This window comes from Streptomyces sp. W16, from assembly GCF_033194735.1.
Classification (GTDB): domain Bacteria; phylum Actinomycetota; class Actinomycetes; order Streptomycetales; family Streptomycetaceae; genus Streptomyces.
In genome coordinates this window covers 1-2,150 of record NZ_JAWOAI010000937.1, presented here as the reverse complement: position 1 = coordinate 2,150, position 2,150 = coordinate 1, and the positions used below count along the sequence as shown (strand labels likewise).

At 69.7% G+C, this 2,150-nt stretch carries 3 protein-coding genes; all 3 read right to left on the bottom strand.

Translation table 11 applies throughout. The features are described 5' to 3' along the window. The coding region (locus R6V09_RS51645) for an NAD-dependent epimerase/dehydratase family protein (RefSeq protein ID WP_317888328.1) at positions 1-198 on the bottom strand (198 nt) is incomplete at its 3' end. A gap of 7 nt (positions 199-205) precedes the next feature. Then, positions 206-919 (bottom strand): nucleotidyltransferase family protein, encoded by a 714-nt coding sequence (locus tag R6V09_RS51640; protein ID WP_317888327.1) that lies wholly within the window; start codon positions 917-919, stop codon positions 206-208. A gap of 53 nt (positions 920-972) precedes the next feature. Next, positions 973-1,974 carry a GDP-mannose 4,6-dehydratase gene (locus R6V09_RS51635; RefSeq protein ID WP_317888326.1) on the bottom strand — a complete coding sequence of 334 codons (1,002 nt, stop codon included), beginning with the start codon at positions 1,972-1,974 and terminating at the stop codon, positions 973-975. Positions 1,975-2,150: the final 176 nt, after the last annotated feature.

The window sequence follows — 2,150 nt, the reverse complement described above, 5'->3', positions numbered from 1 at the left end:
GCAGTTGACCACTGCGTCGGGCGCGACCGAGGCCAGGGTCCTGGCCAGCTCCTCCGGACGGACGGAGGCGAGGTCGACCTGGTGGTCCGCGTCGGGAGAGCGGCCGGCCCGGAGGACCTGCGCACCCCGCAGGGTGCGCAGGCGTTCGGCGACATGGGCTCCGAGATAGCCGGTGGAGCCCAGGACGAGGATGCGCATGGGGTGCTCAGGCCCCCTTGAGGAGATGGGACTTGCGGGAGGTGAACTCGGCATTGGCCCGGTCGTAGTCGTCGGGGCGTCCGATGTCGAGCCAGTAGCCCCCGAAGTCGTAGGCGTGCGGCTGGTTCTGATCCCGTATCAGGTCCAGGACCAGCTCGTCGAAGCCCAGCGGCAGCCCGGGCGTGTAGCCGTCCAGGGTGTCGCGGGAGACGCCGTAGACGCCCATGGAGACGCGGTAGTCGATGCTCGGCTTCTCGGTGAAGGCGACCACCTTCGACAGGTCGGTGGTCAGCACCCCGAAGTCGATGTGCACCTTGCGGGCGTACGTGGCGATGGTCAGCGGCGCCCCCGATTCCTCGTGCGTGTGCAGCATGTCCGCGTAGTCGAGGTCGGTCAGGACGTCGCCGTTCATCACCAGGAAGGTCTCGGGCAGCTTCTCGCGGAGGGTGAGCAGCGGGCCCAGGGTGCCCAACGGGCTTTCCTCGGTGGCGTAGTCGATCTCCATGCCCCACTGGGTGCCGTCGCCGACGTAGGCGCGGATGATCTCGCCGAGGTGGCCGATGGCGATGGTGACGTGGGTGAAGCCGGCCGTGGCCAGCTGGCGCAGCACGATCTCCAGGATGGCGTGCTGGTCGCCGATGGGGACGAGCGGCTTGGGCAGCGCCGTGGTGTAGGGCCGCAGCCGGACACCCTTGCCTCCCGCCAGGATCACTGCATGCATGGGACTCCTCCTTCGTGAGATTGGTGGGGGTCGCGAGGGCGGTGCCCGACGGTTCAGATGTTGTAGATGCCGGTCTTGTACCGGGCGAGGTTGGCCGGGTCGCGGAAGAACTCCACGGTTTGCGCGAGCCCTTCCTCAAAGGTGTGCGCGGGCTGCCAGCCGGTCGCGGCGGCGAGCCGGCTCGCGTCCGCGACCAGCCGCATCACCTCGGAGTTGGCGGGTCTGATGCGCGCAGTGTCCTCGCGCATGTCGAGCGGGGTGTCCATCACCTTGCCGATCAGCGCGACCAGGTCGCCGACCGAGATCTCGCCGCCGGTACCGGCGTTGAAGGTGCGGCCCACCACCTGCACGGCAGGCGCGGTACCGACGGCCAGGAACGCCTGCGCGGTGTCCTTGACGTAGGTGAAGTCCCGGGTGGGGCGCAGGTCGCCGAGGGTGATCGTCCGTTCCCCGGCGGCCACTTGGCCGATGACGGTCGGGATGACGGCCCGCATCGACTGGCGTGGCCCGAAGGTGTTGAAGGGGCGCAGTGTCACCACGGGCGTCGCGAAGCTCGCGTGGTAGCTGTCGGCCAGCCGGTCGCCGCCCGCCTTCGAAGCGGCGTACGGGGACTGGGTGTTGATGGGGTGGTCCTCGGTGATCGGCACGGTCTGGGCGGTGCCGTAGGTCTCGCTGGTCGAGGTGTGAACGAGCCGGGGCGTGCCCAGCGCGCGGACCGCCTCCAGCACGTTGAGGGTGCCGGTGACGTTGGTGTCCACGTAACTGTGCGGCGCCTGGTAGGAGTACGGGATCGCGATCAGCGCGGCCAAGTGGTAGGCGGTGTCGGCGCCTTCGAGGAGACCGCGGACCGAGCCCGGGTCGCGGACGTCGCCGAGGACGATCTCCACCTGGTCGAGGACGTCCGGGTGCAGGGTCTCCAACCAGCCGTAGGAAGAGAAGGAATTGTACTGGGCCATGGCTCGTACCCGGTGCCCGGAGGCGACCAGTGCCTCGGTGAGATGGGAGCCGATGAACCCCTCGGCTCCGGTGACGGCGGCGAGTGGTGCGGAGGTCAACTCTGTTGTCCTTCCGATGAGTTGAGGTGGGGGGTGAACGGCGGACGCGGGTGGGGCGGGCCGCCTACGCGTGGGGCGCGGGACGGCCGAGCAGCCACAGCACGGACGCCGACAGACACAGCGCGGCGGCGGCGCTGCACAGGGTGAGCGCGACGGCCGGGCCCGGCGGCAGGTGG